Source organism: Kitasatospora purpeofusca (assembly GCF_042691725.1).
In the GTDB taxonomy this organism is placed as follows: Bacteria; Actinomycetota; Actinomycetes; order Streptomycetales; family Streptomycetaceae; genus Kitasatospora; species Kitasatospora purpeofusca_B.
Map to the genome: position 1 here is coordinate 3,961,738 of NZ_CP170483.1, position 15,220 is coordinate 3,976,957.

Annotated in this window: 14 protein-coding genes; 3 read left to right on the forward strand and 11 right to left on the reverse strand. The window is 74.7% G+C overall.

Annotated elements, in window-relative coordinates; genetic code table 11:
- Positions 1-4: 4 nt before the first annotated feature.
- From ACFCLZ_RS16655 to ACFCLZ_RS16675, 5 genes are all read right to left on the reverse strand, one after another.
- Positions 5-1,006, reverse strand: coding sequence for an SMI1/KNR4 family protein (locus ACFCLZ_RS16655; protein ID WP_380285680.1), 1,002 nt, complete (start codon positions 1,004-1,006; stop codon positions 5-7).
- Positions 1,007-1,151: 145 nt separating this feature from the next.
- Positions 1,152-2,282, reverse strand: a complete 1,131-nt coding sequence (locus ACFCLZ_RS16660; RefSeq protein WP_380285681.1) for a DegT/DnrJ/EryC1/StrS family aminotransferase — start codon at positions 2,280-2,282, stop codon at positions 1,152-1,154.
- 75 nt (positions 2,283-2,357) lie between these two features.
- On the reverse strand, positions 2,358-3,506 hold the full coding sequence (locus tag ACFCLZ_RS16665; protein WP_380285682.1) for a DegT/DnrJ/EryC1/StrS family aminotransferase: 1,149 nt from the start codon (positions 3,504-3,506) through the stop codon (positions 2,358-2,360).
- A gap of 53 nt (positions 3,507-3,559) precedes the next feature.
- On the reverse strand, positions 3,560-4,540 hold the full coding sequence (locus ACFCLZ_RS16670; protein ID WP_380285683.1) for an NAD-dependent epimerase/dehydratase family protein: 981 nt from the start codon (positions 4,538-4,540) through the stop codon (positions 3,560-3,562).
- Complete coding sequence (locus tag ACFCLZ_RS16675; RefSeq protein ID WP_380285684.1) at positions 4,537-5,700, reverse strand: Gfo/Idh/MocA family protein; 1,164 nt, start codon at positions 5,698-5,700, stop codon at positions 4,537-4,539. Before ACFCLZ_RS16675 ends, ACFCLZ_RS16670 begins: the two co-directional genes overlap by 4 nt.
- A gap of 392 nt (positions 5,701-6,092) precedes the next feature.
- Here ACFCLZ_RS16675 and ACFCLZ_RS16680 point away from each other — a divergent pair, with 392 nt between their 5' ends.
- Both ACFCLZ_RS16680 and ACFCLZ_RS16685 read left to right on the forward strand, forming a co-directional pair.
- Complete coding sequence (locus ACFCLZ_RS16680) at positions 6,093-6,611, forward strand: YwqJ-related putative deaminase (RefSeq protein WP_380285685.1); 519 nt, start codon at positions 6,093-6,095, stop codon at positions 6,609-6,611.
- A 47-nt stretch (positions 6,612-6,658) separates the two neighbouring features.
- The gene (locus ACFCLZ_RS16685) at positions 6,659-7,150 is read left to right on the forward strand and encodes an SUKH-3 domain-containing protein (RefSeq protein ID WP_380286192.1); all 492 of its coding nucleotides are present in this window, start codon (positions 6,659-6,661) and stop codon (positions 7,148-7,150) included.
- Positions 7,151-7,158: 8 nt separating this feature from the next.
- On the opposite strand, the gene ACFCLZ_RS16690 is transcribed toward ACFCLZ_RS16685, so the two are convergent.
- A complete protein-coding gene (locus ACFCLZ_RS16690; RefSeq protein WP_380285686.1) occupies positions 7,159-8,430 on the reverse strand; it encodes a sensor histidine kinase in 1,272 nt (423 codons plus the stop codon).
- Positions 8,431-8,705: 275 nt separating this feature from the next.
- Here ACFCLZ_RS16690 and ppc point away from each other — a divergent pair, with 275 nt between their 5' ends.
- The gene (gene ppc, locus ACFCLZ_RS16695) at positions 8,706-11,504 is read left to right on the forward strand and encodes a phosphoenolpyruvate carboxylase (RefSeq protein ID WP_380285687.1); all 2,799 of its coding nucleotides are present in this window, start codon (positions 8,706-8,708) and stop codon (positions 11,502-11,504) included.
- Between the two features lie 88 nt (positions 11,505-11,592).
- On the opposite strand, the gene ACFCLZ_RS16700 is transcribed toward ppc, so the two are convergent.
- From ACFCLZ_RS16700 to ACFCLZ_RS16720, 5 genes are all read right to left on the reverse strand, one after another.
- Complete coding sequence (locus ACFCLZ_RS16700; RefSeq protein WP_380285688.1) at positions 11,593-12,540, reverse strand: hypothetical protein; 948 nt, start codon at positions 12,538-12,540, stop codon at positions 11,593-11,595.
- Complete coding sequence (locus tag ACFCLZ_RS16705) at positions 12,530-13,066, reverse strand: SigE family RNA polymerase sigma factor (protein WP_380285689.1); 537 nt, start codon at positions 13,064-13,066, stop codon at positions 12,530-12,532. The genes ACFCLZ_RS16700 and ACFCLZ_RS16705 overlap by 11 nt, the downstream gene beginning before the upstream one ends.
- Positions 13,067-13,177: 111 nt before the next feature.
- Complete coding sequence (locus tag ACFCLZ_RS16710) at positions 13,178-13,522, reverse strand: hypothetical protein (RefSeq protein ID WP_380285690.1); 345 nt, start codon at positions 13,520-13,522, stop codon at positions 13,178-13,180.
- Between the two features lie 150 nt (positions 13,523-13,672).
- Complete coding sequence (pth, locus tag ACFCLZ_RS16715) at positions 13,673-14,254, reverse strand: aminoacyl-tRNA hydrolase (RefSeq protein WP_380285691.1); 582 nt, start codon at positions 14,252-14,254, stop codon at positions 13,673-13,675.
- A 108-nt stretch (positions 14,255-14,362) separates the two neighbouring features.
- The gene (locus ACFCLZ_RS16720) at positions 14,363-14,953 is read right to left on the reverse strand and encodes a 50S ribosomal protein L25/general stress protein Ctc (RefSeq protein ID WP_380285692.1); all 591 of its coding nucleotides are present in this window, start codon (positions 14,951-14,953) and stop codon (positions 14,363-14,365) included.
- Between the last annotated feature and the right edge of the window lie 267 nt (positions 14,954-15,220).

Consider the following 15,220-nt stretch of genomic DNA (forward strand, 5'->3'; position numbering starts at 1 on the left):
CACGTCAGCCCACCGGTACGGCGCGCGCGAAGCCGCCGTCCACCATCAGCCCGGCGACCGTCTCCAGCTCCGCCGGACTCCCCGCCAGCCGCAGCAGGAAGGCGTCGAAGTCCTCCCCGCAGGGCAGCAGCAGCCGCCCGACCCGGTCCTCGGCCGCCTCGGGCGCCCCGGCGTCGCGGGCGTCGTCGTAGAGGCAGAACCAGACCGACCCGGCCCGCTCGCCGCGCACCTTCAGCGCCACGATGCCGCCCTGGGCGTAGGCGATGCCGAGGTAGTCCTTGGTGAGGTGGTCGCGCAGGCACTTGTTGGCGTAGACGACGTCCTGGGTGCCGTACTCCTCGGTGAGCGTCAGGAACGGCTGGTCGAGCAGCAGCCCGAGCTCCGGGTCGAGCGCCACCCCGACCGGGGCGCGGCCCCCGCCGAGCTTGAGGAAGGTGCGGTAGGCGCCGGGCAGCCGGTAGCCCAGCCGCTCCTCGGCCCGCTGCACGAGGTCCTCGGAGACGCCGATCGGATCGCCGCCGTCCTTGGCGAGCGAGAAGTGCACCGGCCGCTTCTCCTGCAACGGCCGGGTGCCGCGGCGCGTGTGGTCGGCGGAGGAGACGGCCAGGCCGCCGTGGTGCCGCAGCAGCGCCTTGACCTCGACCGGGACCAGCTCCATCCGCCGCCAGCCGGGCGCGGCGCCGCCGACCGCGTGGTGCCAGGTCCAGCCCGGCGGGGTGGCGACGGCGGTCCCCAGGTCGGCCCAGAGCGGGTGGCCCTGGGTGAACAGCGCGGCGTTGGCCGAGACGTAGTCGGTCAGCCGCAGCTCGTCGACGCCGAAGCCGGCCGGCGGGTCGGCGACCTCGGCGGCCGCGGCGGTGTACGGGCCGAAGTCCGGGTAGCCGTACTCGTCCACCCGGACCCCGGCGGGGTGCCGCTCCGCGCGGACCGGGTCCGGGAACTGCACCACCTGACCTGCGTACGCCGCGTTCGGTGCGGCGGCGACGCCGGGCCGACCTGTCGTCATCTGGGAGCCCCCACTGGCTGCTGCGTGTTCTCCGTGCGCTTGTCGGCAACCAGCGTAGGGGGTGCGCCCGCGACCCGGTTCCCCGCCCGGCACGCCCGCGCGCGACCCGGGGCGAGCGGCACCCGGCCGGCGCGTTGCGCGCGGCTCAGGCCGTGAGCGCCTTGGCCAGGACCTCCACCACCCGCTCCTGCTGCGCGGCGGTGATCTGCGGGTACAGCGGCAGCGTCAGCAGCTCCCCCGCGGCCCGCTCGGCGACCGGGAACGCCCCCTCGCCGTGGCCGAGGTGGCGGAACGCCGGCTGCAGGTGGACCGGCACCGGGTAGTGCACGCCCGCGCCGATCCCGGCCGCGTTCAGCGCGGCCAGCAGGGCGTCCCGCCGCTCGCGGCCCGCACCGACCCGGACGGCGTACAGGTGCCAGACGTGCTCGTTGCCGGGCGCGGTGCGCGGCGCGGCCACCCCGTCCGGCCCGGCCCCGTCGAGCCCGGCCAGCAGCCGGTCGTAGCGGGCGGCGGCGGCCCGCCGGGCCTCGTTCCAGGCGGACAGCCGGCGCAGCTTGGCGCGGAGCACGACGGCCTGCAGCGCGTCCATCCGGGAGTTGAAGCCGAACCGCTCGTGCGCGTACTTGCGCGCCGAGCCGTGGTCGCCGATCAGCCGCACGGCGGCGGCCAGGCCGTCGTCGTCGGTGACGACGGCGCCCGCGTCCCCGTAGGCGCCGAGGTTCTTGCCGGGGTAGAAGCTGGTGGCCGCGATCCGGCCGTGCAGGGCCCGGCCGTCCTGCCGGGCGCCCTGCGACTGCGCGGCGTCCTCCACCACCGGGCGTTCGCCCGCCAGGTCGAGCAGCGCCGCCATCGGGGCGAGCTGGCCGCCCAGGTGGACGGGCAGCAGCGCGACGGCGTCCGCGAGCACCTCGGCGACCCGGGCCGGGTCGATCAGCAGGTGCTCGGGATCGGCGTCGACCAGGACGGGGCGCAGACCGGCCCGCTGGACGGCCTCGGCGGTGGCCACGAAGGTGTTGGCGGGCAGCACCACGCCGCCGCCGGGCGGCAGGTCGAGGGCGCGCAGGGCCAGTTCGAGGGCGTCGGTGCCGTTGGCGGCGCCGACGCAGTGCCGGGCGCCGGAGAAGGCCGCGTACTCCTCCTCGAAGCCCGCCACCTCCGGCCCCTTGACGTAGCCGCCGCTCGCGAGCACCCGGTCGAAGCCGGCCCGGACCTCCGCCTCGATCTCGGTGTGCGCGGCCGCGAGGTCGACGAGCGGGACGGGCTGGTCGGTGGTCATCCTGTGGTCTCCCCTGGGCCGATCGGTGGGTGTTCGGTGGGTATGACGAGTGGACGGACGGGCCGGCGGCGGGTGTCAGCCGAGCGCCGCCCGCAGCGCGGCCGCCACCCGGTCCTGCTGCTCCTCGGTCAGCGCGTGGAACAGCGGCAGGATCAGCGAACGCCGGGTGAGCAGTTCGGTGGCGGGCAGCGGCACCCGGGCGCTCCCCTTGTACGGCGCCTCCAGATGGGCGGCCATGATGCCGCGCCGGGCCGAGACCCCGGCCCCGGCGAGCCGGGCCAGCAGCTCGGCCCGGTCCGGGGCGCCGTCCGGCGGCAGCACCCAGCAGGACTGGTAGTTGGTGGTGCCGTGCTCCGGGTCGGCGACCAGCCGCAGGCCGGTGCCGGCCAGCAGCTCCCGGTAGCGGTCGGCGAGTTCGCGCCGCCGGGCGACCATCGCGGGCAGCTTGCGCAGCTGCACCAGGCCGACGGCGGCCTGGATGTCGGTCATCCGGTGGTTGAAGCCGATCTCGTCGTAGGTCTCCAGCAGGTTCGCGCCACCGGCCGAGGCATGCCGGTCGGCCGCCGAGACGCTCATCCCGTGCTCGCGCAACCGCCGCAGCCGGGCGGCGAGTTCACCGTCCCGGCAGGTGACCATGCCGCCCTCGCCGGTGGTCAGCAGCTTGCGCGGGTGGAAGGAGTACGCGGCGAGGTCCGCGCCCGCGCCGACCGGCCGGCCCCGGTACACCGAGCCGGCCCCGCAGGCGGCGTCCTCGACGACGGTGACGCCGCGCGGTGCGACCGCGGCCCGGACGGCGTCCAGGTCGACCGGCACACCGCCCTGGTCGACCGCGATCACGGCCCTGGTCCGCCCGGTGAGCAGCGGCTCGACGGTGGCGGCGGTGAGGTTGCCGGTGGCCGGGTCGACGTCGGCGAAGACCGGCACCGCGCCGACGTAGGTGACGGCGTTGGCGGTGGCGATGAAGGACAGCGAGGGGACGACCACCTCGTCGCCCGGCCCGACGCCCGCGCCGATCAGCGCCAGGTGCAGCGCGGTGGTGCAGGAGGAGACGGCGACCGCGTGCTCGACGCCGAGGTACTCGGCGAAGGCCCGCTCGAACGCGGCGACCCGGGGGCCCTGGGCGACCCAGCCCGAGCGGACCGCCTCGGCGGCGGCCTCGGCCTCCTCCTCGCCGAGCCAGGGCACCATGACCGGGATGTTGGGCAGGACGGGCGTGCTGGACACAGGTGTGCTCCGAAGGACGGCTCGGTCAAGGTGAGGGTCGAGGACGGCCGGCGCTACTGCTCGCGCCACCAGGCGACCAGCCGGCGCAGGCCCTCGTCGAGGCCCAGCTCGGGCTTCCAGCCGAGGTCGCGCTCGGCGGCGCCGATGTCCGCGAGCCGCCGGACCACCCCGCCCGCGGTGCCCCGGGCCGGTCCGTGCTCGACGCCCAGGTCGCCGCGGTCCATCGCGGTGAGCAGCGCGTCGGCCAGGCCGCGCAGCGAGACCTCGCTCGCGCTGGCGATGTTGTAGACCCGGTCGGTGACGGGCGCGGCGGCGGCCAGCAGATTGGCCCGGGCGATGTCCTCGGTGTAGACGAAGTCCATCGTCTGGGCGCCGTCGCCGAAGATCAGCGGCGGCTGCCCGGCGGCTATCCGCTCCATCCAGCGGATGAACACCTCGGTGTACCGGCCGTGCACGTCCATCCGCGGCCCGTACACGTTGAAGTAGCGCAGCGCGACGTAGTCGAGGCCGGCCATGGCGTGGAAGGAGCGCAGCAGGCCCTCGTTGAAGACCTTCGCCGCCCCGTACAGGGTGTCGTTGTTGTACGGGTGGTGGGTCTCGGGCGTCGGGAAGACCTCGGCGAGGCCGTAGACGGAGGCGGTGGACGAGGCGACCACCTTGCCGACGCCCACCTCGGCGGCGGCCTCGACCACGTCGAAGGTGCCGTCCACCATGACCTCCAGGGCCAGCCTGGGCTCACCGGCGCACTGGGTGATGCGGATCGCGGCCAGGTGGAAGAGCAGGTCGGTGCCCGGGTCGAGCAGCCGGCGCAGCAGGGCGCGGTCGCGGATGTCGCCCTCCACCACCCGCAGCTGTCCCGGGGCGGCGATCTCCTCGGCGTACCCGAGGTTGGCCGCCCGGCCGCGGACGAAGTTGTCGAGCACGACCACCTCGCGGGCGCCGGCCTCGATCAGCTGGTCGACCACGGTGGAGCCGATGGTGCCGGCGCCTCCGGTGACCAGGCAGCGGGAGCCCTCGATCTGTACAGCGTTCACCGCGTGGCGGCCCTTTCCTGAGCTTCGGACAGTGCGGAGTCGAGGCCGATGCCCACCGGGACGGTGGCACCGCCGAGTTCGAGGCTGAGCGAGGCCGCCTCCAGCAGTTGGAGCACCCGCAGGCCGGCCCGGCCGTCGGTGAGCGGGGCGCGGCCCTCGGTGATGGCGGCGGCGAACTCGGCCATCACGTTGCGCAGCGCCTCCTGCTCGACCAGGGCGGGGGCGACCATCGAGCCGACCCGGTACGAGATGAGCGCCCGGTGGCGGATGGCGTCGGTCAGCTCGTCGGGCGGGGTGAGGTCCACCCCGCGGTCGTGGACCACGAGCCGGGCCTGCGGGTTGAGGTCGTCCCAGACCAGGGTGCGCCGCGAGCCGCCGATCAGCGTGGTGCGGACCTTGGTCGGCGAGAGCCAGTTGACGTGGCAGTGCGCCAGCGCGCCGTTGCTCAGCCGGACGGTCAGGTACGCGACGCAGGCCCGGCCGGCGCCGATCGGGTCGGCGCCCTGGGCGGAGACGCCGACGGGTTCGACGCCCGGCGGCAGGACGAAGTCCAGGATGGACAGGTCGTGCGGGGCGAGGTCCCAGAGCACGTCGACGTCCGGCTGGACCAGCCCGAGGTTGATCCGCACCGAGTCGAAGAACTGGACGTCGCCGATCTCCCCGCCGTGCACGAGCTCGCGGATCCGGCGCACCACCGGGGTGTAGCAGAAGGTGTGGTCGCACATCAGCACCAGCCCGCGCGCCTCGGCGAGCGCCACCAGCTCGGCGGCCTCCGCGGCGGAGGTGGTGATCGGCTTCTCCACCAGGACGTGCTTGCCGGCCTCCAGCGCGGCCCGGACCAGCCGGTAGTGCGCGGCGGCGGGAGTGGCCACCGCGACCGCGGCGACCCGTTCGTCGGCCAGCACCTCCTCGAACGAGGTGGTGGCGCGGACGGTGCTGTACTCGCCGAGCACCCGGCGGGACTTCTCCTCGTCCAGGTCGCAGAGCCAGTGCAGGCGCAGCGCCGGCGTCTGCTGCGCGTTGCGGACCAGGTTCGGCCCCCAGTAGCCGGCGCCGACCACCGCGATCCCGATCCGGTGTGCCGGCGCGGGCTGCGGCGGCGTGCCCGGTGTGGGCACGTGCTCGCCCGGTGCCTCGTTGGCGGTTTCCGTCTCCGTCATCGCAAGACCCCCCTTGCTAGGCGTCAGGGCCCCCGGCCCCGGCGGCCCCAACGGCCATGGCAAGCAAGGGCGTTGCCGCTTCCCCCCGGAAATCCCCACCGGACCGGCCGACCCCTTGGCTCGCTGCTGGAACGCTACCGGCCACCGCGGCCGCCCGGGGGCCGATTCGGGAAACCGGCGAACGAGTCGTGATGATGCCGTGCGGATCCGGCCAACGTTGCGTGCACGTCCGCCGGTCGGTGCGGCGCGCCGCACCCCGGATGTGCGGTTGTCAGTGTCGTTTGACAGGCTGGCCCCTGACAGCCGTGCCACACCGGGCCGGGGGGAGGGGCCGGGCAGGAGGCGGACGACGGACGACGGACGACGAGCGGGACGACGAGGAGGCCGACGCCATGACCACCGGGGAACCGGCCGGACCGCCGGTGCTGCGCCACCTCCGTGACAGCCTGCTGCCCGCCGTCGCCGCCGCGCTCTCGCTGAAGGGCGGCGACGTGCACACCCTGGCCGGCGACAAGGCGGACCGCCGGCCCGTGCTGCACCCGCTGGTCGGCGACTTCCTCGACGCGCTGCCGCCGGAGCACCGCGAGCGCTTCACCGGCCGCTGCCCGGAGGCGGTCCTGCTCTCCCGGTACCTGACCACCGTCGACGGCCGCCGCTCCAAGCGCGCCGCCCGCAAGCCGATGAGCCTGCACGAGGCGCGCAAGGCGCTCAAGGGCGCCCGGCTGACCACCGTGCGGATCCGCGAGGAGCACGATCCCGCACACGGCACCCACGCACCGCCGTGCCGCTCCTGCGCGCCGCTGCTGGAGCACTTCACCGTCCAGAGCGTCGCGGTCGGCCCGGCCGCCCCCGCGCCGGCCGCGCCGCGCACCGCCCGTCCCCCGTCCCCGAGCCTCCGGAGCCCGTCCTGAATCCGCCCGCCCCCTCCCCGCCCCCGGCCCCGCCCGGCGGTCCCGCGCTGCGGACCCGCCCGCGCTTCCCGGCCGACGTCGCCGCCGAGCTCAAGGCGGCCGGCTGGCACCCCGGACGCTGGCAGATCCGGCAGGCCGAGGAGTGGGCCGACGCCCTGGTCGGGCACGGCAGCCCGGCCGGCGTCCAGCACGCGGTGTTCCCGGCGGCGGTGGAGGCCTGGGCCGAGTTCGGCGGCCTCGCCTTCGACCTGGCCGGGCCCGGCCGGCAGCTGGCCCGCACACCGTTCCTGATCGACCCGCTGTGCGGCCTGCACCAGCCGCGCACCCTGGCCGACCTGGGCCGCGCCCTGGACGTCCGGATCGCCCCGCTGGGCGAGGAGGCGTACGGGCAGGCGCTGCTGGCGATCGACGAGGAGGGCCGGGTCCACAGCCTGGACCACACCGGCGAGTGGTTCCTCGGCCAGGACGTCGACCAGGCGATCAGCGCCCTGGTCCTGGGCACCGCCCCGGAACGGCTGCGCACCGCGGACGACGCCTGACGGCCGCGCTACACCAGTCGGTCCTGGCGGACCGCCAACCGGGACGGCAGCACCGCCTCCACCCGGAACCCGCCGTCCCGCTCCGGCCCCGCCGAGAAGGTGCCGCCGAGCGCGACCACCCGCTCGCGCATCCCGACCAGCCCGTTGCCGCCGCTGGGCAGCGCGGCGGCGGCCCGTTCGCCGCCGGGGCAGGCGTTCACCACGCTCACCCGCACGCCGTTCGGCGCGTAGGCGAGCAGCACCGACACCTGCGCGCCGCCGGCGTGCTTGTGCGCGTTGGTCAGCCCCTCCTGCACCACCCGGTACGCGGTCTGCTCGGCCTCGCCGGTGAACTCCTGCCGGCTGCCGCTGACGGTCAGGGTGACGGCCATCCCGGCCGCCCGGGACTGGTCGACCAGCCGCGGCAGCGCGGTCAGCGAGTCCGGCTCCGCGGCGCTCTCCTCGGACATCCGCAGCACGCCGAGGATCTCCCGCAGCTCGTTGAGCGCCTGCCGGCCGACCTCGCCCATCAGCTTGGCGCTCTGCGTCGCCTTCTCCGGGTCCTTGGCGACGATCCGCTCCAGCGCCCCGGCGTGCACCACCATCAGCGAGACCCGGTGCGCCACCACGTCGTGCATCTCCCGGGCGATCCGGGTGCGCTCCTCCAGCCGGGCCCGGCGGGCGCGCTCCCGGGCCTGCTCGGCCAGCAGGTCCAGCTCGGCCTCCAGGCCGTGCGCGCGGTCCTTGAGCGAGTCGATCAGCCGCCGCCGGGCGCCGACGTACAGGCCGGTCACCACCGGCACCGCGGTCGCGCCGGCCGCCATCAGCAGCGACAGCACCACCTGGCCCCAGTACGGCGGCTGGTCGACCACCGGCTCGCCGGGGTTGAGCATCGACATCAGGATCACCCCGGCCGTCTCGGCGTAGGCGAGCGCGGAGAGCGCCACCACCCGCCGGCGGCGCGAGGGCCACTCCCAGGTCTCGGCCAGCGTGTACAGCGCCACCAGCAGCAGCACCATGCTGGGCACGGCCGGCATGGCGAGCAGGGCGACCACCACCGGGACGACCGGCCAGCGCCGCCGCACCACCAGGGTGGCACCGGCCAGCGCGGCGAACGTCCCGACCACGATCTGGCCCGTCGCGCTCAGGTGGACCCGGCCGCCGATGTAGGCGATCGAGCTGCCGGCACACTCCAGCGCCGCCAGCGCGGCGAGCCCGGCGTCCAGGAGGGCGCTGCGCCGCCGCGGCCACCACAAGAACGACGTCCGGTCCCGCGCGCGCTCCCCAGGCGACTTGCTCATGCCCCACAGACTACGGCGCGCCCCCGGCCGTCCCCCACCGGGTTGCGCCGGGAATTCGCGCGGGCGGCCGCCGGCACCCCGAAGTGGTCCAGACCACATACGGTACCGGGGCATCCCTGTCCGCCATCCGGCCACTTCGCGGACAGCGCCCCGGCCGACACCTATGCTGGTCGCGTCGGACAGCGCGGTCCGCACGCGTCACACCCGCCACACGCGGGGCAGCCCTGTGACGATGAGCCGTTGCCGAACACCCCACCACCCCGAGGGAGCCAGCCGTGACCGCTCCGGTCCCCAGCCAGGCGGACAACCCGACCCCCGTGGTCGCCGACAACGCCGCGTTGCGCGCGGACATCCGTCGCCTCGGCGACCTGCTCGGCGAGACGCTGGTCCGCCAGGAAGGTCCCCAGCTGCTCGGCCTGGTCGAACAGGTCCGGCTGCTCAGCCGCACCGACGGCGAGGCCACCGCCGAACTGCTCTCCGACATCGACCTGGAGACCGCCGCCAAGCTGGTGCGCGCCTTCTCCACCTACTTCCACCTCGCCAACGTCACCGAGCAGGTGCACCGCGGCCGCGAGTTCGCCACCCGCCGCGCCCGCGAGGGCTCGCTGCTGGCGCAGACCGCCGACCAGCTGGCCGACGCCGACCCCAAGCACCTCGGGACCACCCTGGCCCACCTCGCCGTCCGCCCGGTCTTCACCGCGCACCCGACCGAGGCCGCCCGCCGCAGCGTCCTCAACAAGCTGCGCCGGATCGGCGAGCTGCTGGACCGCATCCACCGCGAGGAGATCGCCGCCGGCCTCTCCCAGGCCACCCCCGCGCGGACCTCCTCCGCCCGCCGCCAGGCCGACCGCCGCCTCGCCGAGGTCATCGACCTGCTCTGGCAGACCGACGAGCTGCGCATCGCCCGCCCGGAGCCCACCGACGAGGCCCGCAACGCCGTCTACTACCTCGACGAGCTCTACCGCGACGCCGTCCCGCAGGTCCTGGAGGAACTGCACGAGGAACTCGCCCGGGTCGGCCTGGAGCTGCCCGACGGCGTGCGCCCGCTCACCTTCGGCACCTGGATCGGCGGTGACCGCGACGGCAACCCCAACGTCACCCCGCAGGTCACCTGGGACGTCCTCAACCTCCAGCACGAGTACGGCATCAAGGACGCCCTCGCCGCCATCGACGACCTGCGCAGCACCCTCTCCACCTCGGAGCGGCTGGCCGGCGCCTCCGTCGAGCTGCTCGCCTCGCTCAACACCGACCTCCACCTCCTCCCCGAGCTGAGCCCGCGCTACAAGCGGATGAACGCCGAGGAGCCCTACCGCCTCAAGGCCACCTGCATCCGGCTCAAGCTGGAGAACACCCGCGAGCGGCTGGCCGGCGGCACCCCGCACGTCGAGGGCCGCGACTACCTCGGCACCCGCGAGCTGGTCGCCGACCTGCGGATGATCCAGGACTCGCTGCGCGCCCACCGCGGCGAGCTGATCGCCGACGGCCGGCTCGCCCGCGCCATCCGCACCATCGAGGCGTTCGGCCTGCAGCTCGCCACCATGGACGTGCGCGAGCACGCCGAGGCCCACCACCACGCGCTCGGCCAGCTCTTCGACCGGCTCGGCGAGGAGGCCTGGCGCTACGCCGACATGCCCCGCGAGTACCGCCAGCGGCTGCTCGCCAAGGAGCTGCGCTCGCGCCGCCCGCTCGCCCCCACCCCGGCCCCGCTGGACGCCGCCGGCGCCAAGACCCTCGGCGTCTTCACCACCATCCGCGAGGGCTTCGAGCGGTTCGGCGACGAGATCGTCGAGTCGTACATCATCTCGATGTGCCAGGGCGCCGACGACGTCTTCGCCGCCACCGTGCTGGCCCGCGAGGCCGGCCTGATCGACCTGCACGCCGGGATCGCCAAGATCGGCATCGTGCCGCTGCTGGAGACCACCGACGAGCTGCAGCAGGCCGACCGGATCCTCGACGAGATGCTCTCCGACCCCTCCTACCGGCTGCTCGTCTCGCTGCGCGGCGACGTCCAGGAGGTCATGCTCGGCTACTCCGACTCCTCCAAGTTCGGCGGCATCACCACCTCCCAGTGGGAGATCCACCGCGCCCAGCGCCGGCTGCGCGACGTCGCCCACCGCTACGGCATCCGGCTGCGGCTCTTCCACGGCCGCGGCGGCACCGTCGGCCGCGGCGGCGGCCCCTCGCACGAGGCCATCCTGGCCCAGCCGTGGGGCACCCTGGAGGGCGAGATCAAGGTCACCGAGCAGGGCGAGGTCATCTCCGACAAGTACCTGCTGCCCTCGCTGGCCCGGGAGAACCTCGAACTGACCCTCTCCGCCACGCTGGCCGCCTCCGCGCTGCACACCGCCCCGCGCCAGGCCCCCGAGGAGCTGGCCCGCTGGGACGCCGCCATGGACCGGGTCTCCGAGGCCGCGCACACCTCCTACCGGGCCCTGGTCGAGCAGGACGACCTGCCGAAGTACTTCTTCGCCGCCACCCCGGTCGACCAGCTCGCCTCGCTGCACCTGGGCTCCCGCCCGTCCCGCCGCCCCGACTCCGGCGCCGGCCTGGACGGCCTGCGGGCCATCCCGTGGGTGTTCGGCTGGACCCAGTCCCGCCAGATCGTCCCCGGCTGGTACGGCGTCGGCGCCGGCCTGGCCGCCGCCCGCGAGGCGGGCCTGGGCGACGTGCTCGACGAGATGTACGGCCAGTGGCACTTCTTCCGCAACTTCCTGTCCAACGTCGCCATGACGCTGGCCAAGACCGACCTGCGGATCGCCCGCCACTACGTCGAGCAGCTGGTCCCCGCCGGACTGCACCACGTCTTCGAGCAGATCCAGGCCGAGCACGACCTCACCCTGCGCGAGGTGCTCCGCCTCACCGGGGAGAACGAGCTGCTGGAGCACAACCCGGTGCTCAAGCAGACCTTCGCGGTCCGCGACGCCTACCTCGACCCGATCTCCTACCTCCAGGTCGCGCTGCTGCGCCGGCAGCGCGAGGAGGTCGCCACCGGCCGCCCCGAGGACCCGCTGCGGGCCCGGGCGCTGCTGCTGACCGTCAACGGCATCGCCGCCGGCCTGCGCAACACCGGCTGACCGGCGCTCCCCGGACACCACGGGGCCCCGCTGCGCGTGCACGCGCAGCGGGGCCCTCCCCGTTCCGGACCGCCCCACCCCCGTCGGGTCAGTTCGGACGCACCTCGACGACCTCGGCGCCGTAGCGGGCCAGGATGTCGGCCCGCGCGGCGTCCGCCTGGTCGGTGACCACGGACACCCCGGCCCCGTCCTCGGACAGCCGGACCCGCCGGACGGTCACCCCCTTCGCGGCCCAGTAGTCCCGGTCGGTCTCCTCGATCCGGGTCATCAGCTCCACGAAGTGCTTGCGCGAGGACGCCACGTCCGTGAAGCGGATCGTCACCCCGAAGTGCGGGACGGTGTCCAGCACCTTCCGGTCGATGTCGCCCCCCGGCACCCGCAGCACCCACAGCTCGGCGGTCAGCAGGTCGACGCAGGTCCCGAGGTACTGGTCCGGATACCCCGTCGCGACGAGCTGCCTGACCTCGACCTGCACCTCGCCCACATGGCGGTTGACCTGCCCCCCGCTGGTGCTCGACGAGGGCTCCGGCGACCCGGTGGGCGAGCGCGGCGGTGGCGGCGACCAGTCCGACGGCGTCGGACTGGTCATCTCCGCCCAGCGCGGCAACCGCAGCGAGGCCGGGCCCTGCGGACAGCTCGACAGCGGCCCCAGGTAGTCCGGCCCCGAGGACGAGGGCGAGGCCGCCGGCGCCCCGGAGAACGGCCGCCCGCCACCCGACGACGGCACCGGCACCCCGCCCAGGTCCGACGAACGCAGCCCGGTCGGGCTCAGCCCCGCCGGGCCCACCGCCCCGGCCCCGCCGCCCCCGCCGAGCTGCGTCACCACCCCGAGGCCCAGCGCCAGCACGGCGACCACCGCGGCCGACTGCGCCGCGAACCGCTGCCTGGCCCGGCGCCGTCCGGCCTCCCGCAGCACCGCCAGCGGCGGGTGGCCGCTCACCGCGCCGGCCCGGGTGCCGAGCCGGACGACCAGCTCCCGCTCGAACGCGTCCGCGCCGGCTTCCCCCGGCTTCGCGCCCTTCTCCTCAGCCGTCATGACCCACCATCTCCTTCACGGGTGCCAGCTCCTGCCGAAGCGTCCTCATCGCACGGGCCAGATGGGTCTTGGCCGTCGCCGGGGAGCAGCCGAGCTCCTCGGCCACCTGGGCCACCGACAGGTCGGCGTAGTACCGGAGCACCACCGCCGTCCGCTGACGGGGCGGCAGCGACCGCAGCGCCGTCTCCAGTTCCTCGTCCCGGGGATCCACCGCGGCCGCCGGGGAGTCCGGCAGCAGCGGCGTCAGCACCTCCCGCCGGGTCCGCCGCCACCGCGACACATGGGTGCGGACCATCGTCCGGCGGACGTAGGCCTCGACCGCGCCCGGATCGCGGATCGCCCCGCGTCGCACGTACACCCGGGACAGGGCGTCGTGCAGCAGGTCCCGGGCGTCGTGCACGTCCCCGGTGATCAGGAACGCGCCGCGGAGCAGGGCCTGGTACCGCGCCGAGACGAACTCGTCGAACAGGTCGTCCTGCCGGGTGCCCTCGGCAGGGTCCCCCGACCGCATCGATTCGCGCTTCATGCCCACCAGACGCACGGGAGCACGGAAACGGGTGACACGCCCGGCGGGAAAAGCCGCAGGGGCCGGGATCCGATCAGCTCGGTCCCCGGCCCCTGCGCCACACCTCCGGTGTCACTCCCCGGCGTCGCCCGTGCGGTGGCGCTTGACCCAAAGGGCCGCGCCGCCGGCCGCCACGACCAGCCCGCCGCCGACGGCCAGCAGGCCCGCGTCACCGCCGACCGAGCCGCCGAGCACCGGGCCGAGCTGCGCCGAGACGGGCTCCGGGGACACCACACCCGGATCGGGCTCCGCGACCGAGTCCGCGTGCGCCGCGCCGGCCGCGCCCAGCAGCATCCCGGCGGCGCCGAGCGCGCCCGCGGCCCCCAGCGCACCCGCGGTGCCCGCCCGCCGTCCGAGCTTCCTCAGCCGCACCACCCGGATCCGCCGAAGGCGCCGGACCGGCCGCAGACTCCGCATCGAGAACTCCCCAACTCGTTCGCGTACTGCCCCGACGCTATCCGATCCGCACAGATTTCTCACAGGTATTCAGGTTTGCCGCCCAAGAGTTGTACGACCGTTGCGCGTTCGGACCACCACCCCTCCCGGCGGCGGAGGCATGACCGCGGGTCAGGAGTTGTACGTCGACTGGGCCCGTTCCAGGCCCTCGGAGAGCAGTGCCTCCACCGCGTCCGCCGAGCGGTCCACGAACCACTCCAGGTCCTTGCGCTCGGTGGCGGAGAAGTCCTTCAGCACGAAGTCCGCGACCTCCATCCGGCCGGGCGGACGGCCGATCCCGCACCGCACCCGGTGGTAGTCCGGGCCGAGCGACTTGGTGACGGACTTCAGCCCGTTGTGCCCGTTGTCGCCGCCGCCCAGCTTCAGCCGCAGGGCCGCGTAGTCGATGTCCAGCTCGTCGTGGACGGCCACCAGCGCGGAGAGCGGCGCCTTGTAGAAGTCGCGCAGCGCGGTGACCGGTCCGCCGGAGAGGTTCATGAACGACTGCGGCTTGGCCAGCACCACGCGCCGGCCCGCCAGCCGCCCCTCGGCGACCTGGGCCCGGCTCTTGTGGGCCTTGAACTTCGCGCCCATCCGCCGGGCCAGCAGGTCCACCACCATGAACCCGATGTTGTGCCGGTTCCGGGCGTACTGCTCCCCGGGGTTGCCCAGCCCCACCACCAGCCAGGGGCCTTCGTACGATTCGTCGTTCATCCCACCGCTCCTCGTGGTCATGTTCACCGCCATCATCCCGGACACGCCGCTGCCCCGGCCGCTCCAGCGGGAGCGACCGGGGCAGCGGTCTCGGACTGCGTGCGAGGCTCAGGCCTCGGCGCCGGCCTCGGCCTCCTCGGCCTCCTCCTCGGCGGGAGCGGCCTGGGCGGCGATGACCTGCAGCACGACGGCGTCGGCCTCGACGGCCAGCGAGACACCGTTCGGCAGGACGATGTCCTTGGCGTGGATCGAGGCGCCGGCCTCCAGGCCCTCGACCGAGACGGTGACGGCCTCGGGCAGGTGGGTGGCCTCGGCCTCGATCGGCAGGGCCTGCAGGACGTGCTCCAGCAGGTTGCCGCCCGGGGCCAGCTCGCCCTCGGTGTGGACCGGGATCTCGACGGTGACCTTCTCGCCGCGCTTGACCAGCAGCAGGTCGACGTGCTCGATGGTGCGCTTGATGGCCTCGCGCTGGACGGCCTTCGGCAGGACGTACTCGTCCTGGCCCTCGATCGGCACGACCAGCAGGGCGTTCGGGGTCTTCAGGGCCATCATCAGGTCGTGGCTCGGCAGGTTCAGGTGAACCGGCGCGTGGCCGTGGCCGTAGACGACACCGGGGACGAAGCCGGCGCGGCGGGCGCGACGGGCGGCACCCTTGCCGAACTCGGTGCGGGTCTCGGCGGCAAGGCGGATCTCGGACACGACTGCACTCCTCGTGAAAGCTGGCGCGGGGGTGCAGGCAACGCGAAAAACCGCCGGGACCACACCCTCATAACTTCGGGGGTCACTCGGCGGCGCAACGACCTCTGCCGGAAGCCGGGGATTCCGGAGCCGGCAGCGCGTCGATCACGGAGCGGGCACCCGCGGAGCGGGCACACGGCATCCCTCGCCGAGCAGTTTCACGAGTCTAACCGCAGTGGCGCCCTCTCGCGAAATCGGCGGCGGCCCCGGTCCCTACGGGACCGGGGC